General features: G+C 73.8%; 24 protein-coding genes and 3 pseudogenes. 11 read left to right on the forward strand and 16 right to left on the reverse strand.

Translation table 11 applies throughout. From position 1 onward, the window contains the following. Nucleotides 1-80: 80 nt before the first annotated feature. Together QQK45_RS23170 and QQK45_RS10405 are read left to right on the forward strand one after the other, a co-directional pair. Nucleotides 81-239: pseudogene (locus QQK45_RS23170) on the forward strand (DUF1990 family protein); the annotation flags it as partial. 40 nt (nt 240-279) lie between these two features. After that, the gene (locus QQK45_RS10405) at nt 280-582 is read left to right on the forward strand and encodes a DUF1990 family protein (RefSeq protein ID WP_348525351.1); all 303 of its coding nucleotides are present in this window, start codon (nt 280-282) and stop codon (nt 580-582) included. Between the two features lie 223 nt (nt 583-805). Here QQK45_RS10405 and QQK45_RS10410 read toward each other — a convergent pair whose 3' ends face one another. After that, nucleotides 806-973: a response regulator gene (locus QQK45_RS10410; RefSeq protein ID WP_284293204.1), complete on the reverse strand. Its 168-nt coding sequence runs from the start codon at nt 971-973 to the stop codon at nt 806-808. Nucleotides 974-1304: 331 nt separating this feature from the next. On the opposite strand from QQK45_RS10410, the gene QQK45_RS10415 reads away from it, so the two are divergent. Beyond that, nucleotides 1305-1904, forward strand: a complete 600-nt coding sequence (locus QQK45_RS10415; RefSeq protein ID WP_284293205.1) for a hypothetical protein — start codon at nt 1305-1307, stop codon at nt 1902-1904. Nucleotides 1905-1930: 26 nt separating this feature from the next. After that, entirely contained in the window at nt 1931-2503 is a 573-nt protein-coding gene (locus QQK45_RS10420) for a GNAT family N-acetyltransferase (RefSeq protein WP_284293206.1), read from the forward strand. Nucleotides 2504-2507: 4 nt separating this feature from the next. On the opposite strand, the gene QQK45_RS10425 is transcribed toward QQK45_RS10420, so the two are convergent. The 5 genes and pseudogenes from QQK45_RS10425 to QQK45_RS10440 form a co-directional block, all read right to left on the reverse strand. Further along, nucleotides 2508-3110 (reverse strand): pentapeptide repeat-containing protein, encoded by a 603-nt coding sequence (locus QQK45_RS10425; RefSeq protein WP_284293207.1) that lies wholly within the window; start codon nt 3108-3110, stop codon nt 2508-2510. Between the two features lie 89 nt (nt 3111-3199). Continuing rightward, nucleotides 3200-3700 (reverse strand): MaoC family dehydratase, encoded by a 501-nt coding sequence (locus QQK45_RS22175; protein WP_348525201.1) that lies wholly within the window; start codon nt 3698-3700, stop codon nt 3200-3202. Then, nucleotides 3697-4131 (reverse strand): hypothetical protein, encoded by a 435-nt coding sequence (locus QQK45_RS22180; protein ID WP_348525202.1) that lies wholly within the window; start codon nt 4129-4131, stop codon nt 3697-3699. The genes QQK45_RS22175 and QQK45_RS22180 overlap by 4 nt, the downstream gene beginning before the upstream one ends. Further along, nucleotides 4128-5522 (reverse strand): annotated as a pseudogene (locus QQK45_RS10435) (3-oxoacyl-ACP reductase). The gene QQK45_RS22180 and the pseudogene QQK45_RS10435 overlap by 4 nt, the downstream one beginning before the upstream one ends. Nucleotides 5523-5566: 44 nt before the next feature. Continuing rightward, nucleotides 5567-6913, reverse strand: a complete 1347-nt coding sequence (locus tag QQK45_RS10440; RefSeq protein ID WP_284293208.1) for an acetyl-CoA C-acetyltransferase — start codon at nt 6911-6913, stop codon at nt 5567-5569. 243 nt (nt 6914-7156) lie between these two features. Here QQK45_RS10440 and QQK45_RS10450 point away from each other — a divergent pair, with 243 nt between their 5' ends. Further along, a complete protein-coding gene (locus QQK45_RS10450) occupies nt 7157-7720 on the forward strand; it encodes a TetR family transcriptional regulator (protein ID WP_431310258.1) in 564 nt (187 codons plus the stop codon). Further along, nucleotides 7720-9846, forward strand: a complete 2127-nt coding sequence (locus tag QQK45_RS10455) for an acyl-CoA dehydrogenase family protein (RefSeq protein WP_284293209.1) — start codon at nt 7720-7722, stop codon at nt 9844-9846. The genes QQK45_RS10450 and QQK45_RS10455 overlap by 1 nt, the downstream gene beginning before the upstream one ends. Nucleotides 9847-9892: 46 nt before the next feature. Here QQK45_RS10455 and QQK45_RS10460 read toward each other — a convergent pair whose 3' ends face one another. Beyond that, nucleotides 9893-10900: an EamA family transporter gene (locus QQK45_RS10460; protein WP_284293210.1), complete on the reverse strand. Its 1008-nt coding sequence runs from the start codon at nt 10898-10900 to the stop codon at nt 9893-9895. A gap of 89 nt (nt 10901-10989) precedes the next feature. Between QQK45_RS10460 and QQK45_RS10465 the strand changes: the two genes are divergently transcribed. Continuing rightward, a complete protein-coding gene (locus QQK45_RS10465) occupies nt 10990-12018 on the forward strand; it encodes a LysR family transcriptional regulator (RefSeq protein ID WP_284293211.1) in 1029 nt (342 codons plus the stop codon). Here QQK45_RS10465 and QQK45_RS10470 read toward each other — a convergent pair. Further along, entirely contained in the window at nt 11916-12713 is a 798-nt protein-coding gene (locus QQK45_RS10470) for a DUF2599 domain-containing protein (RefSeq protein WP_284293212.1), read from the reverse strand. The genes QQK45_RS10465 and QQK45_RS10470 overlap by 103 nt on opposite strands. A 79-nt stretch (nt 12714-12792) precedes the next feature. Here QQK45_RS10470 and QQK45_RS22185 point away from each other — a divergent pair, with 79 nt between their 5' ends. Next, nucleotides 12793-14799, forward strand: a complete 2007-nt coding sequence (locus tag QQK45_RS22185) for an ATP-binding cassette domain-containing protein (protein ID WP_348525203.1) — start codon at nt 12793-12795, stop codon at nt 14797-14799. A gap of 17 nt (nt 14800-14816) precedes the next feature. Here QQK45_RS22185 and QQK45_RS10485 read toward each other — a convergent pair whose 3' ends face one another. Beyond that, nucleotides 14817-16022, reverse strand: coding sequence for an IS110 family RNA-guided transposase (locus QQK45_RS10485; protein WP_284293213.1), 1206 nt, complete (start codon nt 16020-16022; stop codon nt 14817-14819). A gap of 233 nt (nt 16023-16255) precedes the next feature. On the opposite strand from QQK45_RS10485, the gene QQK45_RS10490 reads away from it, so the two are divergent. Further along, the gene (locus QQK45_RS10490) at nt 16256-17086 is read left to right on the forward strand and encodes an ABC transporter permease (protein WP_284293214.1); all 831 of its coding nucleotides are present in this window, start codon (nt 16256-16258) and stop codon (nt 17084-17086) included. Nucleotides 17087-17139: 53 nt separating this feature from the next. Here the strand turns inward: QQK45_RS10490 and QQK45_RS10495 are convergent, their stop codons facing one another. After that, complete coding sequence (locus tag QQK45_RS10495) at nt 17140-17592, reverse strand: carboxymuconolactone decarboxylase family protein (RefSeq protein WP_284293215.1); 453 nt, start codon at nt 17590-17592, stop codon at nt 17140-17142. A gap of 88 nt (nt 17593-17680) precedes the next feature. Between QQK45_RS10495 and QQK45_RS10500 the strand changes: the two genes are divergently transcribed. After that, on the forward strand, nt 17681-18685 hold the full coding sequence (locus tag QQK45_RS10500) for a sigma-70 family RNA polymerase sigma factor (RefSeq protein WP_284293216.1): 1005 nt from the start codon (nt 17681-17683) through the stop codon (nt 18683-18685). Between the two features lie 2 nt (nt 18686-18687). On the opposite strand, the gene QQK45_RS10505 is transcribed toward QQK45_RS10500, so the two are convergent. Next, nucleotides 18688-19065 (reverse strand): DUF2568 domain-containing protein, encoded by a 378-nt coding sequence (locus QQK45_RS10505; protein WP_348525352.1) that lies wholly within the window; start codon nt 19063-19065, stop codon nt 18688-18690. Between the two features lie 127 nt (nt 19066-19192). Between QQK45_RS10505 and QQK45_RS10510 the strand changes: the two genes are divergently transcribed. Beyond that, complete coding sequence (locus tag QQK45_RS10510; protein ID WP_284293217.1) at nt 19193-20410, forward strand: cation:proton antiporter; 1218 nt, start codon at nt 19193-19195, stop codon at nt 20408-20410. A 13-nt stretch (nt 20411-20423) separates the two neighbouring features. On the opposite strand, the gene QQK45_RS10515 is transcribed toward QQK45_RS10510, so the two are convergent. From QQK45_RS10515 to QQK45_RS10535, 5 genes and pseudogenes are all read right to left on the reverse strand, one after another. Then, nucleotides 20424-21203 carry a LutC/YkgG family protein gene (locus QQK45_RS10515; protein ID WP_284293218.1) on the reverse strand — a complete coding sequence of 260 codons (780 nt, stop codon included), beginning with the start codon at nt 21201-21203 and terminating at the stop codon, nt 20424-20426. Further along, nucleotides 21200-22650: pseudogene (locus QQK45_RS10520) on the reverse strand (LutB/LldF family L-lactate oxidation iron-sulfur protein). Before QQK45_RS10520 ends, QQK45_RS10515 begins: the two are co-directional and overlap by 4 nt. A gap of 14 nt (nt 22651-22664) precedes the next feature. Beyond that, complete coding sequence (locus QQK45_RS10525; RefSeq protein WP_284293219.1) at nt 22665-23432, reverse strand: (Fe-S)-binding protein; 768 nt, start codon at nt 23430-23432, stop codon at nt 22665-22667. Nucleotides 23433-23459: 27 nt separating this feature from the next. Beyond that, on the reverse strand, nt 23460-24182 hold the full coding sequence (locus QQK45_RS10530) for a helix-turn-helix domain-containing protein (RefSeq protein ID WP_284293220.1): 723 nt from the start codon (nt 24180-24182) through the stop codon (nt 23460-23462). Continuing rightward, nucleotides 24124-25446, reverse strand: coding sequence for a histidine kinase (locus tag QQK45_RS10535; RefSeq protein ID WP_284293221.1), 1323 nt, complete (start codon nt 25444-25446; stop codon nt 24124-24126). The genes QQK45_RS10530 and QQK45_RS10535 overlap by 59 nt, the downstream gene beginning before the upstream one ends. Nucleotides 25447-25533: the final 87 nt, after the last annotated feature.

Consider the following 25533-nt stretch of genomic DNA (forward strand, 5'->3'; position numbering starts at 1 on the left):
CCAGCAAGCGGGTGTTCGCTGCTTGCTCGGTGTCGAACCCGCTTGTTCGGCGGGCGGGGCCTATCGTTCCTGGCGTGACAGTGCTGCCCGACCCCCGCCTCGCCTGGCCCGGACCGCCGCTCGCGCGCGCCCGTGCGCTGCACGTGAGCGCCGTCGTCGGGCGCGGGCCGGAGGCCTTCGCGCGGGCTGCGGACGCGATCGCCACCTGGCGCATGCACGACGGCGCCGGGGTGCGCGTGCACGACCCGTCCGGTGGTGCGCCGGCGCGAGCGGCGGAGGGTGCGCGTGCGGGTCCGGCTCGGCCTGCTCCCGCTGGGCGGCACGTGCCGAGTGGTGGACGCCGGCCGCGACGACTCCGCCGCCTGGGTGCTCTACGCCACCGAGCCGGACCACGTCGAGCAGGGGACCGAGCTCTTCGCCGTCCTGCTCGACGACGACGGCGACGTCCGTGGGGACGTCGCCGCGTGGTCGCAGCCGCGTGCCTGGCCGCTGCGCGTGGCCGGGCCGGTCGGGCGGCTCGGGCAGCGCGTGATCGCGCGCCGCTACCTGGGCGCCCTCGCCCGTCTCAGCCGGCCGCGCTGAGCCGCGCCGCCGGGTGTGTGGCCCGCAGCACCCCACGCCGAGCGTGACCACCTCGGCCGCGCGCAGCGCTGGCGACAGCGAGAAGCCCGAAGGGCCCCGTACAGGTTCTCGCCGGTGTTGAAAGCCGTCACGACCAGCGCCTTCGCCGGGGGTCGCGGCGTCCGGCCCGGCGCGGAGACGGCTCGCCTCGATCCCGTTGACCCCCGGCATGTGGCGTCCGTCGTCACGACGTCCGGCCACAGTTTGCGGGGAGCCGGACCGTCGCAGCGCCGTCGGCGACCTCACCGACGACGTCGAGCCCATGCCACGCGACGATGGTCGCGTGGCCGGCGCGGACGAGGGCCCGTTCGTCGCGGACGAGCACGCTCACGCGACGCTCGGGGCCGGTCACGGACCCTCCTGGGTCTGGGTGCGGCTCACCCGAGCAGGGTGAGCGCGTGCCGGGAACGGTGCCCGATCTGGCTTGTCACGGCGAGGGACGGCACTCTCGCGGTCGTCGTGGCCGCCTGCCTGGCGGTTGTGGGTTCCGCGCTGGCGGTCGACCAGGCGGTGGGATACCCCGGAGGTTCGCCGTGCTCGGCGGCGAGCTCGCGGCCGGCCGCCCACAGGACGGCGGTTTCGTGCTGGCGGCGCGCTTCCCCGTCGCCGACGTGTCGAGCTCGTGAGCCGAAACCGTGGCGTGTCGGCGCCGCCACCCGAGCAACTGCCGCTACCTTCCTCGCATGTCGACGACCGGCCTGATCAGCATGATGTCCGCGAGCGCCCTGGTCGTCGGTGCGATGACCATCCTCGTCCCGACCTCGGCGCAGGCGGTGGCCCGCTGCGCGACGAGTGCCGACTCCGGCAAGTACAAGGAGACGATCAGCAAGCCGTCGTACGTGTGGGACATCCCGCAGCGCGACCACGAGGAGAACTACTCGGGCGCGGCGGAGAAGATCACGTTCGAGGTGACGAGCTCGACTTCTCGCACGAACTCGGTCGGGGTCAAGGTCGACGTCGGTGGCCAGTGGGCGGTCTTCGAGGCCAAGGTGGGTGTGGACCTCGGGACGTCGAGCACGAAGACCTCGCTGACGAAGACAACGCGCGCCTACACGCTGAAGTCGGGTGACGTCTACCTCTTCGGGCAGGGGACCGGACGCTACACGGCGACGGAGTCGATCTACCGGTGCGTCCGGATCAACATCGACGGCATCTACGGCTGGCGGCTGCAGAAGACGAGCAAGGTCACCGGCTACACGGGCAGGGCCCAGAGCGTCGTCGGCTGCAAGCAGAAGCCGAAGGCCGGCACCATGGCGGCGAAGCTCAAGACCTACTGCCCGTGAGCGGCGGCCCGTGGTCCACTCGTGAGGTGGAACACGACCTGACGCTCACCGGTCACGGCCTCACCCTGCGCCCCCTCGCGCCCGACGACGCCGCGGAGCTCCTCGCGCTCGTCGACGCCGCGTCCTGGCAGGGCTTCACGAGTCCCGTCCCCCGGGACGAGGACGCCATGAGCGACTGGATCCACGCGTCGGTGACGACGCCCGCGAAGCTGGCGTTCGCCGTCGTCGGCGGCGGGGGAGAGCTGCGCGGGACGACCTCGTTCTACGACCTGTCACGCGACCAGGGTCGCGTCGAGGTCGGGAGCACCCTGTACGGACGGGCGTGGTGGGGCGGGCCCACGAACCCGGCCGCGAAGCTCCTGCTGTTCACGCAGGCCTTCGACGGGTGGGGCCTCGAGCGCGTCGCGCTGCGGGCGGACGCGCGGAACACCCGGTCGCTCGCGGCGATCGAGCGGCTCGGCGCCGTGCGCGAGGGGGCGCTCCGGTCGCACCGGGTCGCAGGCGACGGGACGCGTGGCGACACCGTCTACTTCTCCGTCGTGGCCGCCGAGTGGCCCGCCGTGCGTGCGGGTCTCGAGGCGCGGCTCGCTCGGGCCTGACCCGTCACTCGTCGACGACGAGACCCACGTGGTCCGTGAGGGCGGGCAGGAGGTCGAGCGCCTGGGTCCCGGTGATGCGCGCGCCGCGCAGGCCACTGACGCCGCGGAGCACGCGGAGTGCGCCCGTCGCGAGGCCCGTGAGGTCGGCGCCCGTGAGCGTGGCGCGGTCCACGACGAGCTCGCGGACGGTGACGTCGCGCAGGACGAGCTTCGCGGCCTTCGCGCCCGTGAGGTCGAGCTCGCCGATGGCCACGCCCTCGAGCGTGACGTCCGTGAGCCGTGCGTCGCGGAGGTTGAGGTAGTCGATCTTGCCGCCGGTGATCCTGACCCGCCGCCAGTCCGCGTCGAACGCCGGCACCCCGCCCAGGCGCGAGTCCCGCACGACGACGTCCAGCCAGTCTCCCGACGTGACGTCGAGCGTCGTGGCGCTCACCGTGTCGAGCGTGGTGTCGCCGAGGCGGGCGTGCCTCAGCACGACCTCGTCGAGCCGGACGCCGCGCCACGTGCAGCCGTCGACCCGGGAGTCGGTGCCGTCCTGGCCGGTCAGGTCGTCGCCGTCGAGGGTGACGTCGTCGACGTAGGACTCGGGCTCGAGCACGAAGGGCATGGGCGTCATCGTGGCACGCGGCACCGACGTGCTCACGTATGTTCCGTGGCCTGCGCGTTGCTGGCATGTCCGCGACGGGGCGCTCGGCGTCAGCCCCGAGGCGTGACCGACCCCGTGAAGTGCGTCGACCCCTTGCGGGCGTCCCAGCCCTCGTAGACCCAGGCTGCGCCGTCGGGCCGGACGGACACGTCGACCGTGCCCGGCAGGAGCACCGGCTTCGCGAACTCGACCGTCCAGTCGTAGGCGTCGCCGCGCTCGCGCGCGAGCCCGGCCAGCGCGCGCGATGCCGTGTACATCCCGTGCGCGATGGCGCGGGGGAACCCGAGCGCCTTCGCAGACAACGCAGACAGGTGGATCGGGTTCCGGTCGCCCGACACGGCCGCGTACCGGCGTCCGGTCCCGGCGTCGAGGGTCCACCGCCCGGTCGGGAGCGGATGCCCATCCGAGTTGTCAGAACCACGCTCCCGTATACGGGACTCCGGTTCTGACAACTCGCCGGCGCCGGGGAGGGACACGCCCTTCGCGAGGTACGTCGACACGCCGCGCCAGGCGGGGGCGTCGTCGGCCGGGTCGGTGCGCACCTCGGTCACCAGGTCCACCTGCGCACCCCGGCGGTGCGGCCGCAGGTCCTGCGCCCAGGCTCGTACCTCCAGCACGTCGCCGACGACGACGGGTCGCACCACCTGCACCGCGTTGGCCAGGTGCACCATGCCGAGCAGGGGAGCGGGAAGTCGTCGCGGGTCATGAGCGCCGTCGCGACGGGGAAGGCCAGCACGTGCACGAAGCCCGCAGGCAGCGCGTCCGACGCCGGCTCCCCGACGACCCGGTCGTAGGCGGCGAGGCGCTCACGCAGCGCCGGGTCTCCGGTGCCGACTCCCGCGACCCGCAGCGCGACGTCGGGCAGGACGAGGTCGCCGCGCGACGGCCGCACGCGCGCCACCGCCGACCCCGCGAGCCCGCGCGCGTAGAGCCCGCCGAGCCCGGGGACGCCGTCGAGCGTGACGGTCTGACGTTCGCTCACTGGCCCACCAGGTTCTGCCCGCACACGCGCACGACCTGCCCGTTCACGCCGCCCGCGACGGGCGAAGCCAGGAACGCGATGGTCTCGGCGACGTCGACGGGCAATCCGCCCTGCTGGAGCGAGTCGAGCCGCCGCGCGACCTGCCGGGTGAGCGCGGGGATCTTCGCGGTCATCTCGGTCTCGATGAACCCGGGCGCGACCGCGTTCACGGTGCCCCCGGTGGGCGCGAGCAGCGGCCCGGTCGCCCGGACCATGCCGATCACCCCGGCCTTGGAGGCCGCGTAGTTCGTCTGGCCGCGGTTCCCCGCGATGCCCGACGTCGACGCGAGCGACACGATCCGCGCGCCCTCGGCGAGCTTGCCGGACGCGAGGAGCTGCTCGTTCATCCGGAGCTGCGCCGCGATGTTCACCCCGACCACGGAGTCCCAGCGGTCGGGCGTCATGTTGGCCAGCAGCTTGTCGCGCGTGATCCCGGCGTTGTGCACGACGACGTCCAGGTGTCCGTGGCGCTCAAGCGCGTGCGCGAGCAGGCGGTCGCCCGCGTCGGGGGCGGTGATGTCGAGCTGGAGCGCGGTGCCGCGTACCTGGTTCGCGACCTTGGCGAGAGCGTCGCCCGCAGCGGGGACGTCGACGCACACGACGGTCGCGCCGTCGCGGGCGAGGACCTTGGCGATGGCCGCACCGATGCCGCGGGCGGCGCCCGTGACGACCGCGACCTTGCCGTCGAGCGGCTTCTCCCAGGCGGTCTCGGCCGCCGGGAGGACCCCGCGTCCGACGACACCGTGACGAGCTGCCCGTCCACGAACGCGCTCTTCGACGAGAGGAAGAACCGCAGCAGCCCGGCGACCGACGGCCCGTCGAGCGTCGCGTCGCCGCTCAGCACGATCCCGTTCCCCGTCGCGCCCGCACGCAGCTCTTTCGCGACGGACCGGAGCACCCCGTCGATCCCGACGCGCACCGCGGAGAGCGCAGGGCCGTCGTCCGGCGTGGCGGCGCGAGAGACCGTGACGATGCGCCCGCTGGGCGCGACCCGCCGGAGCGTCGAGCCGAGCGCCAGCATCGGCCCCGACAGGCCGGTCGGCTCCTCGACCTCGGTCAGCACGACGACGACGCCGGCCCAGCGGCCGCCGTCCTCGAGCTGGCTCGGGTGGCGGCGGACGTCGAGGCCCCAGCCGGTGAGCAGGCGCGCGACGGCGTCGGCGTCCGGGGAGGTGGGTGCGGCGTCGGGCGCGGGGGCAGGCTGTCGCCGCGGCCCAGGACGAGCACCGGGCCGGTGACGAGCGGCTGGCCCGGCTCGTACCGGCGCAGCACGGCAGGCCGGGGAGGCCGAGCCGCTTCGCGAGCTTCTTGGTGACGCCGCTGTTGACGAGGTGGAGGTAGGTGTCGCTCACTGTGGTCCTTTCGGGCGGGCGCTGAGGTCGGGCGAGGCCGGCGGTCAGGCGCTCTCGAGGATCGCGGTGGCGCCGAGACCGCCGGCCGCGCAGATCGAGATCAGGGCGCGGGCCGGCTTGCCCGTCTCCGCGGCCCGCTGCGCCAGCATCTTCGCGGTGGACGCGACGATCCGCCCGCCGGTCGCCGCGAACGGGTGGCCCGCGGCGAGCGAGGAGCCGTGGACGTTGAGGACCGAGCGGTCGACCTTGCCGAGCGGCGCGTCGAGGCCGAGGCGCTCGCGGCAGAACGTGTCGTCCTCCCACGCGGCGAGGATCGTGAGGACGGTCGACGCGAACGCTTCGTGGATCTCGACGAAGTCGAAGTCGCCGAGCGTCAGGCCGTTGCGGGCGAGCAGGCGCGGCACCGCGTAGGCGGGGGCCATGAGCAGGCCCTCGGCGCCGTGGACGAAGTCGACCGCGGCGGTCTCGGCGTCGACGAACCGAGCGAGCACCGGCAGCGAGCGCTCGGCGGCCCACTCGCGGCTCGCGAGCAGGACGGTCGAGGCGCCGTCGGTCAGCGGGGTCGAGTTGCCGGCGGTCATGCTCGGCTCCGTGCCGGCGAGGTTCTTGCCGTAGACGGGCTTGAGCTTCGCGAGCTTCTCGAGCGAGCTGTCGGTGCGGAGGTTGTTGTCGCGCGACAGGCCGCGGAACGGGGTGACGAGGTCGTCGAAGAACCCCGCCTCGTACGCGGCGGCCAGGTTCTGGTGGCTCGCGAGAGCGAGCTCGTCCTGGGCCTCACGGGAGATGCCCCACTGCGCCGTCGTGATGGCCTGGTGCTCGCCCATCGAGAGGCCGGTGCGCGGCTCGTCGGTGCCGGGCGGGTTCGGCTTGAGGTCCGCGGGCCGCAGCTTCGTGAACGCCTTGAGGCGCGCCTGGGTGGTCTTGGCGTGCTGCGCCTCGAGGAGGACGCGGCGCAGGCCCTCGCTCACGGCGATGGGCGCGTCGGACACGGTGTCGGTGCCGCCCGCGACGCCGGAGTCCTGCTGGCCGAGGCGGATCTTGTTCGCGACGGCGATGGTCGCCTCGAGGCCCGTCGCGCACGCCTGCTGGAGGTCGTAGGCGGGTGTCGCGGCGTCGAGCGACGAGCCGAGCACCGACTCGCGGATCAGGTTGAAGTTCCGCGAGTGCTTGAGGACGGCGCCGCCGACCACCTCGCCGAGACGCTCGCCCTGGAGCCCGAACCGGGCGACGAGGCCCTCGAGCGCGGCGGTGAACATGTCCTGGTTGGAGGCCGTGCGGTACGCCGATCCGGCGCGGGCGAAGGGGATGCGGTTGCCCCCGACGATCACGGCGTCGCGCACCGCGGGTGCGGTGGCTGCGGCTGCGGTGGGGGCGGTCTTGCGGGGTGACATCGGGGGTCCTCTCGCCTCGTTGCTCGGAATGCTCGAATGTCCAAGACTCACAGTACCTGATACTGTCGGTCTCGTGAGTGCAACGACGCAGTCCTCCTCGCTGGAGGCTCCCCCGAGCCCACGGCCGAGCCCGCCACCACCGACGGCCGCTCGACGCGCTGGGACGACCACCGTGCCGCCCGCCGCGCCGCGCTCGTCAACGCGACCCGCAAGGCCGTGCACCGCAAGGGCTCCGACGTCTCGATGGAAGAGATCGCCGCCTTCGCCGGCACCTCCAAGTCCATCATCTACCGCTACTTCGAGGACAAGGTAGGCCTGCAGATCGCCGTGGGCGCGCAGGTCGTCGCCGAGATCCGCGACGCCCTCGACCAGGCGCTCCACTCCGCCGAGTCCCTGCGCGACGGCATCGCCGCGATGGTCGACACCTACCTCGCGATGATCGAGCACTCCCCGAACGTGTACTACTTCGTGACGCGCACGGGCTCGATCATCGGGTCCGACGCCGGCCCCCGGATCACGGGCGACGGCCGTCCGCCGCTCACGACGTTCATCGACGAGATCGACGAGCTCATGCGCGTGCCGGCCGTCCGTGAGCTCGGCCTCGACGAGGTCGCCGCGTCGGCCTGGGCGACGGGCCAGTCGTCGTTCGTGCGAGGCACGGGCGAGTGGTGGCTGGCGCGTCGTGGCCAGGCCGGTGTCCCCGACCGGGACGCGCTCGCCGAGCAGATCACCACCTGGCTGTGGGAGGGCGTGACCGCGGCGAGCCGCGCCGCCTCCGGGCCGAAGTCCATCGCGAAGGAGTCCTGATGACCGCCACCGACGTGCGTCCCGCCGCCGTGCCGCCCGAGGGCGCCGAGTCCGAGACCGAGCAGGTCCCCGCGCTCGACGCGGGCGCCCCTGAGTCGGGTCGCGTCGACGTCGACGCGCTGTCGCGCCTGCTCCTCGGGCAGTGGGCCGACATCCGCACCAAGTCCCGTGCCGCCGCGACGGACGAGCGGATCGTCCGCGACGACAGCCTCCCGTTCGAGGGTCAGCGCGAGCGGGTCTTCGGCCAGCTCAAGCTGCTCGTCGAGGGCGGCCACGTGCTCCGGGCGTTCCCGTCCCGGCTCGGTGGCGAGGACAACCCGGGCGGCAACATCGCGGGCTTCGAGGAGCTCGCCGTCGCCGACCTGTCGCTCCAGATCAAGTCCGGCGTCCAGTGGGGCCTGTTCGGCGCTGCGATCCTCCACCTCGGCACGCCCGAGCAGCAGGACCGCCTGCTCCCCGGCGCGATGAACCTGTCCGTCCCGGGCGCCTTCGCGATGACCGAGATCGGCCACGGCTCCGACGTGGCGTCCGTCGGGACGACCGCGACGTACGACCCCGAGACCGGCGAGTTCGACCTCCACACCCCGTTCCGCGGGGCGTGGAAGGAGTTCCTCGGCAACGCGGGCCGGGACGGCGTCGCCGCCGTCGTGTTCGCGCAGCTCGTCAGCAAGGGCGTGAACCACGGGGTGCACGCGTTCTACGTCCCCATCCGCGAGGTCGGGCCCGACGGGCGCGCGGCCGGGTTCCTGCCCGGCGTCGGCGGCGAGGACGACGGCCTCAAGGGCGGGCTGAACGGCATCGACAACGGGCGCCTGCACTTCACGCACGTCCGCGTCCCGCGCGAGAACCTCCTCGCGCGCTACGGCCAGGTCGCCGAGGACGGCACCTACACGTCGTCGATCCAGAGCCCCGGCCGCCGCTTCTTCACCATGCTCGGCTCGCTCGTCCAAGGCCGCGTCTCGCTCGACGGTGCGTCCGGCGTCGTCTCGAAGATGGCGCTCGCGATCGCCGTCCGGTACGCGAACGAGCGCCGCCAGTTCGCCGGAGCCGGCCTCGACGAGGTCGTCCTGCTCGACTACGGCCGCCACCAGCGTCGCCTGATCCCGCGGATCGCTGAGACGTACGCGATGAGCTTCGCGCACGAGGAGCTCCTCGCCCTGTTCGACGACGTCTTCTCGGGTCGCAAGGACACCCCCGAGACGCGTGAGGACCTCGAGACCATGGCGGCCGCCCTCAAGGCGACGTCGACCTGGTTCACCATGGACACGCTCCTGGAGGCGCGCGAGGCGTGCGGTGGCGCAGGCTTCATCGCGAAGAACCGGCTCACCCAGCTCCGCGCCGACTTCGACATCTACACGACGTTCGAGGGCGACAACACCGTCCTGCTGCAGCTCGTCGGCAAGCGGCTCCTGGGCGACTACGCGAAGCAGTTCAAGGGCGCGAGCGCCGGCGACATCGCGAAGCTCGTGGCCGCTCGCGCCGCCGACTCGGCGCTCCACGGCAGCGGGCTCAGCCGGGCGGCCCAGGCCATCTCCGACGCCGGGTCGGCGCGGCGGTCGGCCGGGCACCTGCGGTCCGAGGAGACCCAGCGCGCGCTGCTCACCGACCGCGTCCAGGTCGCCGTCGCCGAGCTCGGTGCCGCGCTCCGGCCCGCGTCGAAGCTCGACCCGCAGGCCGCGTTCGACCTGTTCAACGACCACCAGCACGAGCTCGTCGAGGTCTCGCGCGCTTACGGCCACCTCCTCAAGTGGGAGGCGTTCACCCGGGCCCTCGCGACGATCGAGGACGCCGGCACCCGCCAGGTCCTCACATGGGTCCGCGACGTGTACGGGCTGTCGCTCGTCGAGCGCGAGATCGGCTGGTACGTCGTCAACGGGCGCTTGTCCGCCCAGCGCGCGCGGACCGTCACGGGCTACCTCGACCGCCTCGTGCGCCGGCTCCGCCCGCACGCGCAGGACCTCGTCGACGCGTTCGGCTACGGTCCCGCGCACCTGCGTGCCGAGATCGCGACCGGCATCGAGAAGGAGCGGCAGGACGAGGCGCGCGCCTACTACCGCGAGGAGCGCGCGACCGGTCGTGCGCCGATCAGCGAGAAGGCGCTGCAGAAGTCCTCGAAGCGCGCCTGACGGGAACCCACGCGCCGACGTAGTACGGCCGCCGGTCTGTGAAGTCTCACAGACCGGCGGCCGTACTACTTCGTGAGGTATGCGGGCGGCCGGACTGCGTCGTGCTCCGGTCGGCCACCGCGCGGCTGCGTCGGGGGCGGCGCAGGACGCCGGTCGTGATCGCGACGCCCGCGAGGAGCAGCACGCCACCCACGACCTGGCCGCCGTTGGGGACCTCGCCGAGCACGATCCAGGCCGTCGCGGCGCCGACGACGGGGACGAGCATGGTGAACGGCACGACGGCGGACGCGGGGTAGCGCGCGAGGAGCGAGTTCCAGATCCCGTAGCCCACGAGGCTCGCCAGGTAGACCGTGTACGCGGTCGACAGGACCGCCGCGAGCGTGGGGTGGGCGAGCGCGTGCCCGACGGCGCCCGGACCGTCGAGCACGAGGGAGAGTGCGAAGAGCGGCACCGGCACGACGACGGCCGACCACACGGTGAGCGACAGACCCGACGTCGGGCGGCTCACGCCCGCGGACGCGCTCGCCGCGCCAATCCGCCGGGAGACGACGTTGCCGACGGCCCAGGACGCCGCGGCCGCCAGGGTGAGCGCGAACGCGGTGAGCGGGGTCCTCGCGCCGAGCGCGAGCCCGACGACGACGAGTCCGGCCGCCCCGACGAGCACGCCGACGAGCTGGTTCCGGGTCGGCGTCTCGCGCAGCGCCATCGAGGCGAACAGCACGGTCAGGACGACCTGCGCCTGGAGGACGAGCGAGGCGAGTCCGGCGGGCATCCCGACCGCGAGCGCGGTGTAGAGGAAGCCGAACTGCCCGAGGCTCATGCAGGCGCCGACCAGCGCGACGTCGCGCCACCGCGCGGCGGGCCGCGGGACGAAGAACACGGCGGGCACGACGACGAGGACGAACCGCACGGCCGCGAACAGCGTGGGCGGCACGTCGCCGAGGCCCTCGTCGATCACGACGAAGTTCACGCCCCAGATCACGGCGACGAGGACGGCGAGGGCGGCGGCGCGGGGCGGGAGCCCGGTGGCTCGGGAGGTGGGGCTGAGGGGCACGCCTCGAGTCTGGCCGACCCGGACCGTGAACGTCCATCGCACGTTCATGCTTGAATTCGTGCAGCACTGCTGAACGATGGGAGGGTCCGATGATCGACCTCGCCGGGATCGAGGCGCTCGTCGCCGTCGAGCGCACGGGCACCGTGGGTGCCGCTGCCACTGACCTCGGGTACACGCCGTCGGCGGTGTCGCAGCAGGTCAAGCGGCTCGAGCGGACCCTGGGCGTCCCGCTCCTCGAACGCGTCGGCCGCGGTGTGACGCTCACGGCCCAGGGGCGCCGGCTGGTCGAGGACGGCGGCGCGCTGCTGCGGGACGTCGAGCGCGTGACGGCCCGCGTCCGTGCGGGCGCGGGGGCGTCGGCGCCGACCGGGCAGGTCCGCGTGATCGCGTTCTCGACGGCGGTCCGCGGTCTGGTCGCACCGCTCGTGCCCGCGCTCGCCGACGACGCGCCCGGCCTCGACGTCGTCGTCACCGAGCACGACCCGTGGGACGCCGTCGCGCAGGTCGCCGCGGGCGGCGCGGACCTGGGCGTCGTGCACGCCTGGCGGGGGATCGGGCTACAGGTGCCGCACCACGTCCGGTACGAGGAGATCGGCGAGGACGTGGCCGACCTCCTCGTGCCGGCCGGACACCGGCTCGCGTCGCGCGACCACGTGACGCCCGGCGACCTGCTCGACGAGCCGTGGGCGTCCACGTTCGAGGACTCGATCTGCTACGCCTGGTTCGTCCGGATGTTCGGGGACCAGCCGCGCCAGCCGCGGATCCGGTACTGGGCGTCGGAGTTCGCGTCGCACGTCGCGCTCGTCGAGGCCGGTGCCGCGGTCTCCTCCTGCCCCGGCTCGGGCGGGGCGCCCTGCCCGACGGCGTGGTGGCGGTCCCGGTCGTCGACCCGGTCCCCGTCCGGACGGTCGGGCTGGTGTGGCGGGCGTCGATGGCCGAGGCGCCGGCGGTCTCGTTCCTGCGCGACCGGCTCCGTTCCGCGGTCGCCTGACCGCAGCCTCGCGCAGGCCCGGGGTCAGGTCGGGTTGCAGCCCGCCGCGAGCGTCGCGACCAGCCCGACGTCGGGGCGCCACGGCTCGAGGTTCCACGTCGGCTTGTCGGGGGCGCCGAGCGCGTGACACAGGAGCTGGTCGTGCATCCCTGGGACGTCCGCGTCGGGCTGCTCGACGACGAGCGCCGACCAGGTGGCCTCCGCTCCCGCGTGCGCCGACGCCCGGGCCCACGCGTTGGCGTCGACCGCGATCGACCGGCCGCCCTCGTTGACGCCCCACGTCGCGCTGCGGGGCGTGCCGGTCCCCAGCCACAGGGTCACGGTGTCGCCCGACGCCGTCACGACCACCGTCCCCTCGTCGCCGCGCGCGATGCCGCCGCCGGGCCGGGCGAGGCCGCCGAGCGTCGTACCGGCCGAGGTGACGAGCCCGAACGTCTCGTCGAGCTCGTCCTGCAGGGTCGCCGAGGCGGGGTCGGTGGCCCGCACGACGACGTTCCTTCCCCGGGCGAGGTGCCGCACCGTCACCCGGGTCGAGCCGGAGGCCGCGTTGCGCGTCGTCACGGTCGCGCCGGCGGGGGTCTCGACCAGGAGCGAACCGCGCCCGGCGGCGCCGTCGAGGTCCACGGTCGCGGTGCCCGGCCGTGGCGTCGGGGACGCTCCGGGGGCGGCGGTCGGGGTGTCGTTGCCGTGGGCGTCGGCGCTGCTCCCGGGCGAGCCTGGTGTCGGTGACGTCGTCGCGGAGGTGGGGGACGTCGTCGGGCCGGTGCACCCGGCGAGCGCGAGCAGCCCGGCCAGGGTGATCAGCAGCGGGACCCGTCGCATCGACCCATCGTGTCAGCCGGCCGGCGAGAGGTCTTGCGCGGCTCCGTCCACTCACATACTCTGAGTCGAGTATATGGAGGTGAGTAATGGTCCGACGGCCGGTGTCCAACCCCTGGCGCTCGCGGTGCTCGCGTGCCTGTGGGAGAAGCCCATGTACCCGTACGAGATCACCACCACGCTGCGCCAGCGCGGCAAGGACGACTCGATCCGCCTCAACTTCGGGTCGCTCTACTCGGTGATCAAGTCGCTCGAGAAGCACGGCCTCATCACCGAGCAGCGCGCCGAGCGCGAGGGCAACCGCCCCGAGCGCACCGTCTACGAGATCACCGACGACGGCCGCACCGAGGCCCACGACTGGCTGCGCGAGATCCTCGCCGTCCCCGAGCGCGAGTACCCGACGCTCGAGGCCGGGCTGTCGCTCGTCGGGCTGCTCGAGCCGCCCGAGGCGGCCGACCTCCTGCGCGCGCGGGTCGCGACCCTCGACACCACGATCGCCTCGCGTCGGACCGTCCTCGAGCAGACCCGGCACGCCGGGCTGCCCGAGGTGTTCGCGATCGAGGCCGACTACCACCTCGCGCTCCTCCAGGCCGAGCGGGACTGGGTCGAGCGGCTCGTCGAGCGGCTCGACGCCGGGACCGTGGGCGGCCAGGAGATGTGGACGCGCATGCACGAGCTGCTCGCGGCCGGGAGACCGGCCGAGGACGTCCAGGACGAGATGCTGCGCGCGATCGGCCCCGAGCACCTCGCCGAGCTCGACGAGATCGCCACCACCGAGCGCGCGGCGCGTGCCGCGCCACCCCCGAACCCCCGGCGCCGGCCTGATCCCCAGGATCCAGCCGCCGGGGACAAGCGGTGGCCCGGGTGCGCCAACACCCGGACCACCATCGCCCGAGTCGTCCACGAGGGACCGTCCGACCATCACGTCAAGACCTTCGAGCTGTCTGCCATGCTATCGGCGCAGGCGCTCCCGCCCTCGTCGACGACTCCTCACCGAAGGAGTCACGATGTCACCCACCACCTCGCCGGGCGCGTCGCCCGGCAGCACGGTCGGCGCCGCAGTGAGCGCCGAACAGCTCCGCAAGACCTATGCCGGGCGCCGCGGCGCCCCGCGGTCACGGCCCTCGACGGGCTGTCCTTCGACGTCCCCGAGGGCTCGGTGTTCGGGCTGCTCGGCCCCAACGGCGCCGGCAAGTCGACGACCGTCAAGATCCTCACGACCCTCTCGCGCGCCGACTCCGGCACGGCGACCGTCGCCGGGCTCGACGTCGCCCGCGACGCCGACGCCGTCCGCCGCGCCGTCGGCTACGTCGCCCAGAAGCCCGTGACCGACCCCATGGACACCGGCCGCGAGAACCTCGTCCTCGCCGGGCGCCTGCAGGGGCTGGCCCGTCGCGACGCGCGCACCCGCGCCGACGAGCTGCTCGAGCGATTCGGCCTCGCCGGCGCCGCGAACCGTCTCGTCAAGACGTACTCGGGCGGCATGGCGCGCAAGCTCGACGTCGCGCTCGGGATCGTGCACCGGCCGCAGGTCCTGTTCCTCGACGAGCCCACGACCGGCCTCGACCCGGAGGCCCGCGCCGAGATGTGGGCCGAGATCGAGCGCATGACCGGCGACGAGCGCATGACCGTCCTCCTCACGACCCACTACCTCGAGGAGGCCGACCGGCTCGCCGCCCGCGTCGCGATCGTCGACCGGGGGAGCGTCGTCGTCGAGGGCACGCCCACCGGGCTCAAGGACGGGCTGCACGGGGACACGGTCGTGGTCGAGCTCGGCTCGCTCTCGGTGAGCCCGCCCGACGACGGCCCCACCGGCGCCCGTGAACGCCTCACCCGGGTGGTGGGCGGAGCGGGCCTGGTGGACGTCGTCGTCGACGGGGCGCAGGTGCGCGGCCGGGCCGAGTCCGGCTCCGCGGCGCTCCCTGGGGTGCTGGCCGCGCTCGACGGCGCGGGGATCGAGGTCGCGTCCGCGACGGTCGCCCGACCCAGCCTCGACGACGTCTACCTCCGCTACACGGGGCGCACGTACGGGTCGGCGGACCGGTCGCAGACCACCGCCGCGACGGCCCAGGAGGAGGTGGCGGCATGAGTTCCCTGAGTCAACCTCTAGGCGGCCAGGTCGTGGGTTTGTCGGGTTTTGGCGTGGGTGGTGGGGTCGTAGCACACGCCGTCGCGCCAGCAGGCGTAGATCACGCGCAGCCAGGCGCGGGCGAGGATGCGCACGGCGTGGGCGTGTCGTTTCCCGGCCTGGCGGGCCTGGGCGTAGATGGTCTGGGCCCAGTCACTGGCATGACGGGAGTTGTCGGCCCAGAAGGTCAGGGCTTGTCGGGCTCGGGTGTTGGTGGCGTAGCGGAACGCGACGACGTGGGACTTGCCCGAGGCTCGGGTCACGGGCACGACGCCGGTCTCGGCCGCGGCGTGGTCGGCACTGGTCGCGCGTTCGAGGACGGGGCCGATCTCGCCGATGATCTGGCCCAGGCTGATCGTGCCCACGCGGGGCAGGGCCGCCAGCAGCGGCGCCCAGGGGTGGGTGGCCACGGCCGCGGCGATCTGGGCGTCGAGGACGGCGATCGCGGTCTTGATCGCGCGCACGAGGGCGACCTGGGTGCGCACGATCACGGTCACGATGTCGTCGGTCAGCCGGGACGCGGGCCGGGCCGCGGCGCGCAGGCGTCCCACGAGCGTGGCGGGGGCGGTCCTGCCGCTGTAGTGCTGACGGGCCAGCCAGTCACGCATCTTGGCCGGGGCCAGGCCGGCGGCCTGGGTCGGGGTCGGGTATCGGTCCACGAACGTGAGCGCGATCTCGGAGTCCAGGCGCGAGAACAGCACGGTGGCGCCGGGGTGGTGCTCGGCCAGCAGCGCGGCGAGCTGGTTGGTCGCCGCGACCCGGGTGGCGACCTGATCGGCGCGGGCACGGACCAGGGCCTGCAGGTCGAGGGTGGCCTGCTCGGTCGGGTGCAACACACGCAGCCGGTGGCCGTCGGTGCGCAGGTAGTCGGCGAGCTTGTAGGCGTCGCCGGGGTCGTTCTTGGCCCTGGCCGCGCCCCAGCGTGGGCGGGCGGCGTTGAACGCGTTCGGGTGGATCGGCACGACCGGGTGCCCGGCGGCCAGGAGCCGGTCCACGACCAGTCCCCGGGTCGTCTCGATCGCGACCGGGAGATCCCCGGACCGGTCGAAGCTCGCCAGCCGGGTCAGGGTCTGGGTCAGGCCTTCCTCGGTGTGAGGGCACGTCCAGCCCGCGATCTCGTGACCGTCATCGGCGATCACGCTGATCGCGTGGACGGTGTTGCCCCAGTCCCAACCGACGTGCACGTGCGTACTCCTTGGCTCGTGGAGGAGCACCACCCGGTCAAGGCCGGCCGCCGGGAGCTCACTGCTCGGCCCTCTACGGGGCATGTTCCTGACGCCGATCGGCTGACCTCGGCCCGGCGGGGCCGGCAGAACTCATGCTCGCCGTCGAGCGGCTCGCGCAGATGGCCGTGCACCCACCGGGACCGAGTGGTCACGACCCTACCCATGAAGGCCGCAGAAAGGATGGTCCTCCAGTGAGCGCCCACGTCCACGCCCCGGCCCCCGCCCCCGCCGTCGTCCGGCCGTCCTTCGTCACCCACACCCGGCTGCTCACCGCGCGGGCGCTGCGCGGCATGATGCGGATCCCCGTGTTCGTCGTCATGCAGCTCGTCCAGCCGATGATCTGGCTGCTGCTCTTCGGGGCGCTGTTCAGGTCGGTCGTCGACATCCCGGGCTTCGGCGACGGGTTCGGCGGGACCTACCTCGAGTTCATCACCCCCGGCGTCGTCATGATGACCGCGATGTTCGGTGCCGCCTGGGCCGGAACGAGCTTCGTGCAGGACATGGACCGCGGCGTCATGGACCGCTTCCTCACCTCGCCCACCCGCCGGGGCGCCCTCGTGGCGGCGACCATGGTCTACCAGTCGATCGTCGCCGTCGTGCAGGGCGTCGTCGTGGTGCTGGTGGCCGTCGCGTGCGGGGCACGGTTCCCGGGCGGCGCAGGCGGGATGCTCGTCGTCGCGCTCGCGGTCGTCCTGCTCACCGCCCTGTTCTCGGCGCTGTCGAACGCGTTCGCGCTGCTCACCGGGCAGCAGGAGGCGCTCATCGGGATCTCGCAGCTCATCACGCTGCCGCTGATGTTCCTGTCGTCGGCCGTGATGGATCCCCACCTGTCGCCGGGCTGGGTGCAGACCGTCGCGCGGTACAACCCGTTCGACTGGGCGGTCGTCGCCGGGCGGGAGGCGCTGTCGTCGACGCCGGACTGGGGGCTCGTCTGGAGCCGGCTGGGCTGGCTGGCGCTCGCCGCCGTCGTCATGTGGTGGCTCGCCACCCGCGCCTTCCGCGCGCTTCAGCGCTCGGCCTGACATGGCCGGCCGCCGAGCCCGGGCCAGGTGTCCCGTGCTCGGCGGCCCGTTCCTCACCAGGTGCCGGGAACCTGCCTCACGGTGACGTTGAGGCGGTTGTACAGGTTCGTCGTCGCGACCCACAGGATGATCGCGGCGAGCTGCTCCTCGGACCAGTGCTTCTCGGCCTCGGCCCAGATCGCGTCGTCGACGGCGTCCGGGCGGTCGGCCAGCCGGGTCATCGCCTCGGCGAGGTCGAGCGCCGCCCGCTGGGCGTCAGTGAACACCGTGGCCTCGCGCCAGCCGGGCAGGACGGTGAACTTCTCGAAGCCCAGCCCCGCCTTCTCGATGGAGCGGCGGGCGAAGTCGAGGCACCAGGCGCAGCCGTTGATCTGGCTGACGCGGAAGTGGAGGAGCTCGAGGGTCTCGTCGTCCACGCCCTTGTCCCGGGGGATCTGACCCAGGGTCGGCAGGACGCTCTGAGCGTCGGGGAAGTACGAGGCCGGGTTCTTCATGCGAGCGGTCATGGGGTGCTCCTCGGTTCGGGCCGGCCCGTCACGTCGGGCCGGGCGTGTTCGTCATCCCTTCGACGCACCCCGGCGAAAGGATGTGACCGTGACCTACGAGGCACCGGCAGGACCGGACCACGCGACCGACGACGACTGGCTCGCCGAGCAGTTCGAGGCCCAGCGCAGCCGCCTGCGAGCCGTCGCCACCCGCATGCTCGGCGACGGCGCCGAAGCCGAGGACGCCGTCCAGGAGGCGTGGTTCCGGCTCCAGCGCACCGGCAGCGACACGATCGACAACCTCTCCGGCTGGCTCACGACCGTCGTCTCGCGCGTGTGCCTCGACCACCTCCGTTCACGGACGGCACGCCGCGAGGACGCGTGGGCACCCGTCGAGGAGGTCGCGGCGGAACACCGGGACACGGTCGCCGCCGAACCCGAGGGGGCCGCGCTCGAGGCCGACGCCGTCGGTGCGGCGCTGCAGGTCGTGCTCGACACGCTGACGCCCGCCGAGCGGCTGGCGTTCGTCCTCCACGACCTGTTCGGGGTCCCGTTCGACCAGATCGCGCCCATCGTCGAGCGGACGCCCGAGACGACCCGCCAGCTCGCGTCACGCGCACGCCGCCGCGTCCGCGGCACGGCGTTCGCGTCCGGGGAGCCCGCCGTCGGGCCCGACGGCGCCGAGCACGTCGAAGCGCCGGCCCTGCCCGCCGACCGGGCTCGCCAGCGCGAGGTCGTTGAGGCGTTCCTCGCCGCGTCGCGCGAGGGCCGGTTCGAGGACCTGCTGCAGGTGCTCGACCCCGACGTCGTCCTGCGCGCCGACCCGGTGGCCGTCGAGGCGACCGCCCGCGTCGTCGCGCAGGGGCTCCCCGCACCCGTGCTCGCCGCCGAGGCGCACGGCGCGTTCGCCGTCGCGACCGCGTTCGTCGGGCGGGCGCTCGCGGCCCGGGTCGCGCTGATCGACGGCGAGGTCGGGGCGGCGTTCGTCTTCCAGGGCCAGGTGCGGTCCGCCTACTCGGTCCGGGTGCGCGACGGGCGCGTCGTCGCGCTCGACGTGTGCGGCGATCCCGAGGCGCTCGCCGCGAAGGACGTGGTGCTGCTCGAGGCGGCCTGAGCTCAGTCGCGCGCCCAGGCCAGCGACCCGGCGGCGACGACCGCGAAGACCACGCCGAGCACGCCGAGCCCGGAGGCGATCACCAGCACGGCCGTCACCGCGAACAACGTCGCCTTGACGCCGAGCCGGGGCGCGCGGGCCAGACGGTGGGCCGCGCGCGGCGCCAGCCACCGTCCCCAGACGACGGCGACCACCGCCACGAGCACGACGGCGAGCAGCACCGACGTCGCCGGGTTCGTTCCCAGCCGCGCGCCCGCGACGGCCAGCAGCGCGAGCATCGCGAGCTCGACGACGAACGCCAGAATGCCCGCGGGGAGACCCGCACGTCGGCGTCGGGCCGGGGGCCGCGCGCGCCGTCGTGGCCGGGTCCGCGGGGCGATGACGTCGTGGGGTCGGGCACCCTCCGGAGCCTAGCGAGCGGCCGTCGTCCGCTGCGGCGCCGCGCCGCGCGCGATACGTTCGCGATGGCCTCCCCGACCCGCCGGAAGGTCGGAGCGGAGGGCGTCGGTGGACCACGAGGCGTGGACGCTCGTCCTCTTCGCGCTCTGCGCTGCGCTCGCCCCGCTGCTCGCGCGCGGCGTCCGGCGGTTCGCGCCGGTCCCCGTCGTGGTGTTCGAGATCCTGCTCGGCCTGCTGGTCGGACCGGCATTGCTCGGGTGGGCGACGCCCGGCGACCTCACCGACCGCCTGTCGGACTTCGGCCTCGCGATGCTCTTCTTCCTCGCCGGGCACGAGATCGACGTCGCCGGGATCCGTGGGCGGCCGTTGCGCCGCGCCGTCGGCGGCTGGATCGTGTCCCTCGTCGTGGGCGTCGGTCTCGGGGTCCTGCTCGGTTCGACGGCCGCGGCCGGGGTGTTCGTGGGGATCGCGCTCACGTCGACCGCGCTCGGGACGATCCTCCCCGTCATCAGCGACGCGGGGGAGCTCGGCACCCCGTTCGGCCGGGCGGTCAGCGCCGTGGGGGCCGTCGGCGAGTTCGGGCCGTTGATCGCGATCTCGATCTTCCTCAGCGGGCGGCAGCCCGGGAAGGCGACCGTCGTCCTGCTGATCTTCGTCGTCCTGGCGGCTGGCGCCGTCTGGCTCGCCGTCCGGGCGCCGCACGCGCGCGTGCACCGGGCGATCGAGGCGACCCTGCACACGAGCGGGCAGTTCGCCGTCCGGCTCGTGATGCTCGTGGTGGCGGCCCTCGTGGCGCTCAGCGTCTGGCTCGGGCTCGACATGCTGCTCGGGGCGTTCGTCGCGGGCCTCGTCCTCAAGGCGCTCATGCGCGACGCGGCCGACCCGCTCGTCGAGCAGGTGGACGCCAAGATCGAGGCCGTCGGCTACGGGTTCCTCGTGCCCGTCTTCTTCGTGTCCACGGGCGTCACGTTCGACCTGGACGCGCTCCTGGGCTCGACGACGGCGCTCCTCGAGCTGCCGCTGTTCCTCGTCCTGTTCCTCGTGGTGCGCGGGGTGCCCGGCTCGTTCGCCGCGCCCGACGGCGCGACCCGCCGCGACCGGACGTCGCTCGCGTTCTTCTCGGCGACCGCGCTGCCGATCATCGTCGCGGTCACGAACATCGGCCGGGAGTCGGGCGACCTGTCGAGCGCGACCGCGACCTCGCTGGTCGGGGCGGGGCTCCTGTCGGTGCTGGTCTTCCCGCTCGTCGGGCTCGCCCTGCGGGGCTCGCGACGCGACGTCGAAGCGCGCGCCGACGAGACGACCGAGGTCCCGGAGGAGGCCTGACGCGGCCAGGGTGTCAGGCCAGGATCACGTGCAGCCTCCGCGGGCCGTGGACGCCCTCGACGCGCTCGAGCTCGATGTCGCTCGTCGCGCTCGGGCCGCTGATCCAGGTCTGCGGGCGCTCGGGGTGCGCGGCGAGCAGCCGCACGGCCTCGGGCACGAGCTGCACGACCTGCTCGGCCCGCACGACGCACACGTGCAGGTCCGGGACGAGCGACACGGCGCGGCGCCCCTGGTCGGGCTCGCCGTCGAGGACGATCGTCCCGGTCTCGGCGATCGCGACCCGGCAGGCGGTGACGACGCCCAGCGACCCGTCGAGCTCGGCGGGCGACAGGGGCTCGCCGCGCGAGTCCGTCCGCACGGTCAGCCCCTCGGGGAGCGTTGCGAGCCACGCGGGGTCGAGCCCGTCGGGCACGACGAGCGCCGCGCCGTCGGACGCGTCGGAACGCGCCGCGGCGACGATCTCCCCGACGACGCGCGCGATCCCGGCATCGCCGTCACCGCCGACGTGGTGGACGGTCGCCTTGTAGTCGACCAGCCGGTCCTCGAGCAGCGCGACGACCTCCGCGCCGCCCGCCACCAGCTCGCCCGACGCACGGTATGCCCGGGGGACCTCCGCCTCGCCGACGGGGGCGCCGTCGTCGGGTGCGGGGGCCGGGCCCGGGTGGGGGCGCCCGTCGCGCTCGGGGAGACCGTCGGGCGTGCCCGAGCGCTCGCCGGGCGGCGGCAGCTCCCCGGTCGGCGGTGCGGCGAGCGCGGCCCGGACGCGGGCCAGGACCTCGTCGCGCGCGCTCACCGGTTCTCCTTCCACCAGCGCCGGAACGACTGCTTCGGGGGTGCGGGCAGGTCGCGCGAGCCGGTCCACAGCGACCCGGGGAACGGCAGGCTGTGGATCTGCCCGTCGCGTGCGACGAGCCGCCCGGCGCCGGACGCCCGCTCGGCCACGCCCATGCGGCGTCCGTCGGACATGACCCACGCCGCGGCCTTCATGGCGGCTCCCCAGCCGGTGGGGCGGTGGCGGTCGTGGTCCTCGTCGACGTCGCGGGCGCGCAGGTGCACGAGCAGCGTCGGGATGTCGATCTTGACAGGACAGACCTCGTAGCACGCGCCGCACAGCGTGGACGCGTAGGGGAGGGTCGCGTTCGGGTCGTCGTGCGACTGCACGCCCGTGAGCTGCGGGGTGAGGATCGCGCCGATGGGGCCGGGGTAGACCGACTGGTAGGCGTGCCCGCCGACCCGCTCGTACACGGGGCACACGTTGAGGCACGCCGAGCAGCGGATGCAGCGCAGGGCGTCGCGGCCGACGTCGTCGGCGAGCGCCCGGGTGCGGCCGTTGTCGAGGAGGACGAGGTGGAACTCCTGCGGCCCGTCGCCGGGCGTGACGCCCGTCCACAGGGACGTGTAGGGGTTCATGCGCTCGCCCGTCGAGGACCGGGGAGGAGCTGCAGGAACACCTCGAGGTCCTCGAACGATGGGACGAGCTTCTCGATCCCCATGACCGTGATCAGGGTCTGCGGGAGCGTGAGGCACATGCGCCCGTTGCCCTCGGACTCGACGACGGCGAGCGTCCCCGTGTCGGCGACGGCGAAGTTGGCACCGCTCACCGCGACCTTCGCCGAGAGGAACTTGCGGCGCAGGTGGAGGCGCGCGGCCTCGGCGAGCGCCGCCGGGTCGTCGGTGAGGTGTGCCGGCGCGTCTCCCATCCGCTCGAGGAAGATCTCGCGGATCTCGGCGCGGTTGCGGTGGATCGCGGGCACGAGGATGTGGGACGGCTGGTCGTCGGCGAGCTGCACGATGAGCTCGGCGAGGTCGGTCTCGAACGCCGCGATCCCCTCGGACGCGAGGTGCTCGTCGAGCCCGATCTCCTGCGTGGCCATGGACTTGACCTTGACCACCTCGTCGGCGCCGGTCGCCTTCACGAGGTCCGTGACGATGGCGTTCGCCTCCGCGGCGTCCCGCGCCCAGTGCACGACGCCGCCCCGCGCGGTCACGTTCTCCTCGAGCCGCTCCAGCAGCTCGGGCAGGTGCGCGAGGGTGGTCGCCTTGAGGGCGGCGCCCGCGTCGCGCAGGTCCTCCCAGTCGGGCACCTCGCCGACGACGCGCGCCCGCTTCGCGCGGATCGTCGACGTCGCGTGGCCCAGGTTGCGGCGGAGCTGGGCGTCGTCGAGGGCCTCGCGGGCCGCCGTCGGGAACGGGTCGCCCCAGCGCAAGGGCTCGCGCGGGTGGGGGACGCCGAGGAACACGGGGTTGGTGGTGGTCACGCCGCCACCTCCACGGGCTCGTCGACGGTCGACGCCAGGATCTCGGCGAGGTGCATGATCCGCACGCCGGCGCGCAGCCGGGAGAGCCCGCCGCCGATGTGCATGAGGCACGAGTAGTCGCCGGCCGTGACGATCTCCGCGTGCGTGGACTTCACGGCGCTCACCTTGTCGGCGAGCATCGTCGTCGACGTCGGGGCGTTCTTCAGCGCGAACGTCCCGCCGAAGCCGCAACAGCTCTCCGCGTCGGGGAGCTCGACGAGGTCGATCCCGCCGACCTCCCGCAGCAGCCGCAGGGGTTTGTCGCCGACGTGGATCATGCGCAGCGAGTGGCACGTCGGGTGGTAGGTGACGCGGTGCGGGAAGTGGGCGCCGACGTCGGTCACGCCCAGCACGTCGACCAGCAGCTCGGACAGCTCGTACGTGTGCCGCGAGACCGCGTCGGCCCGACGGGCGAGGGCCTCGTCCCCGGCGCGCCGGCACACCATCGCCTGCTGGTGCCGGACCGCCCCGGTGCACGACCCGGACGGCAGCACGACGGCGTCGAACTCGCCGTCGAGCACGGGCTCGAACGCGCGCACGTGGTTCTGGACGACCGGGTATGCCTCGTCGAGGTAGCCCGTGTTGACGTGCATCTGCCCGCAGCACGCCTGGCCCGGCGGGAACACGACCTCGTGGCCGAGGCGCTCCAGCAGGCGGGCGGTGGCCTGCGGCGCCTGCGGGAAGAGGGCGTCACCGATGCAGGTGGCGGCGAGAGCGATGCGCATGCGGGCTCCTCGGGCGAGGCGGGCTGCTCAGCCCAGTCTCTCCGGCAGCGTGGGCGGGCGCGCGTCGGCATCGGTGCGCCCGGCGGACGGCGCCGGCCAGTGGTCGAGCAGGTCGCCCGGGCCGAGCCCGAGCGCGTGCTCGATGTCACCGGGCGACGATTCCTGCAGGTGCTGCGAGACCACCACCGACAGGTCGCGCCAGTAGCCGCGCAAGGTCGACTCCGAGAGGTACAGCGAGCGGGAGAGCTCCGCGTACGTCAGTCCGCGAGCGCGTCCCGCCAGCACCTCCTGCTGCCGGCGGTTCAGCACCGTGAGCCGCCCACGACGGACGAGGACCTCGATCAGCCCGGTGACGGTCGGCGGGGCGACCAGCTCGCCGCGTGAGACCGCGAGGAACGCTGCGGCGGTCTCCGAGAGCGTCGACGACTTCGACACCACGCCCGTCGCGCCCGCCGCGAGGCATGCAGCGAGGACGAACCGGCGCTCCTCCTGGGTGTAGACGCAGACGCGATACCCGGCGTCGACCGCATCTCGGATCGCTGCCACGCCCTGGCTCGCGTTCGGTTGGCGGAGGTTGACGAGGTGCAGGTCAAGGACGACGACGTCGGCGACGGGCCTGGACCTGAGGAAGTCCTCGACGCTCTGATGGGTCGAGACGAAGGTCAGCCCGGGCATGAGGACCGCGAGCGACTCACGCACGGCGGTTGCGTCGTCGACCAGGCTGAAGCGGGCGTCCGTGACGGGGTTCACCAGGCACCACCCACAGGGGGACCGTCGTCGCCGCCGCCTCGGCCAGGACGAGGGGTATCCGGTCGCCACGCAGCACCACGGTCGTGCCGAGCCCCGGCACCGACTCGAAGGTCGTGGTGATGTCGTGCGCGGCGAGCGCGTCGACGACGAGACCCCGGACGCCGACACCGAACGTCGTCGTCGCGAGGTCGAACCCGACCCCGTCGTCGTGCAGGGTGACCGTCCAGCCGGTGCCGTCTTCGCGCTGTTCGGCGTGCAGCACCACGCGGCTCGCCTCCGCGTGCTGCCGCACGTTGATCAGAAGGCTGCGCAGCGCCACGACGACGTCGGGCGCTTCCGCGCCGAGTCGGAGACCTCGGGCGAGGTCGGGGACGACGTCGAGCGGGAGGTCGGCGAACTCCGCACCGACGGACTCGACGAGGATCGCGAGATCGTGCGGGGCGGCGTCGGCAGGGCTCGGACCGAGCTGCTCCTGGCCGGCCAGGTAGGCGCGCATGCGGTTCACCTCGCTCGCGGCCTGCACCCACACCTGCGACGGGGTCCGGCCGTCCGCAGGATCCAGCGCGGCACGCTCGACGAGGAGCTTCAGCAGCGCGGTCCCGTTGTGGATGGCGGTCCGCGCGCGTCTCGCCTCCTCGTCACGTGCCAGCCGAGCAGCGTACTCGCGGGCGCGGTCGGCGTCGGAGGCGATCCGGTAGACCGCGCCCGTGCCGGCCCAGGCGAGCGGCGGGAGGCACAGCAGGGTCAGCAGCTCGCCGACCATCGTCGCGGCGCCCGTGCCGGAGCCGAGCACGGGGAGCACGAAGACGGCGCGCGCCGCGACCAGCACGCCGAGCAGGGTGACCCACGTGGCACGGCGTCGGACCCCGAGGAGCCCGCACGCGACGGAGAGCGTGTACGCGCCCTGGAACCCGACCCAGCTCCCGGTGCGGTAGGCGTCCGGCACGGTGGCAGTTCCTGCGAGCAGGAGTCCGGTGGCCACGGTGACCTCCACGCAGGCCCACCGGGGTCCTGGCGGACGACGGCGTGCGACGGCGAGGACGGCGGTCGAGACGACCGCGACCGTGGCGACGAGCCAGGTGGCCAGGCACAGGGTGGGCCGCTGCGAGACGTCGACCGCGGTGACCACGGAGGGCGCCATCTGTGCGAAGGTCGCGACGCGAAGACCGGCGACGGCAAGGCCGGCCGCACGCTCGGCCTGGGGCAGGCTGCGGGCGGGCTCGAGGAACGTGCCGTCGGGTGCTTCGCCCTCGGTTCGTGCCATCGCCGCCTCCCATGGCCTCGTCTGGTGCCGTGCGGGTATCTTGCCCCACCCGTGCGGCCGAGGACGAGGGCTTGCGGGGCACGAGGA

Source organism: Luteimicrobium album (genome assembly GCF_030161555.1).
GTDB lineage: Bacteria > Actinomycetota > Actinomycetes > Actinomycetales > Cellulomonadaceae > Luteimicrobium > Luteimicrobium album.